Annotated in this window: 1 pseudogene; it reads left to right on the top strand. The window is 37.4% G+C overall.

Going from position 1 to position 372, the window contains the following annotated elements:
• Window positions 1–161: 161 nt before the first annotated feature.
• Window positions 162–372 (top strand): annotated as a pseudogene (locus H4J50_RS19165) (hypothetical protein); the annotation flags it as partial.

Here is a 372-nt window from a genome sequence, read left to right as displayed (position 1 = left end):
ACAAAGTCGGCTTGTAAACAAATACAAACCAAGGTTGACAGCTTAAATGGCCAAGCCTTTAGTGTCTTACTTAATTGCACTAATTATGAAGGCAGTACACCAGCGGCACACAAAATATCAAACGACTTATTAAGTTTTCAGCTATAAAGGTAATGCTAACTATGGTCGAACACGGAAACTATTCTGTAACACTTGAAGTTAACTTGTTAAGTATTATATTGGTCGGCACATTTAACGACATTGCAACAAAGTCGGCTTGTAAACAAATACAAACCAAGGTTGACAGCTTAAATGGCCAAGCCTTTAGTGTCTTACTTAATTGCACTAATTATGAAGGCAGTACACCAGCGGCACACAAAATATCAAACGACT

It is taken from the genome of Colwellia sp. 6M3 (assembly GCF_014077595.1).
Taxonomy (GTDB): Bacteria; Pseudomonadota; Gammaproteobacteria; order Enterobacterales; family Alteromonadaceae; genus Cognaticolwellia.
This window is presented reverse-complemented; position numbering and strand designations above follow the sequence as displayed.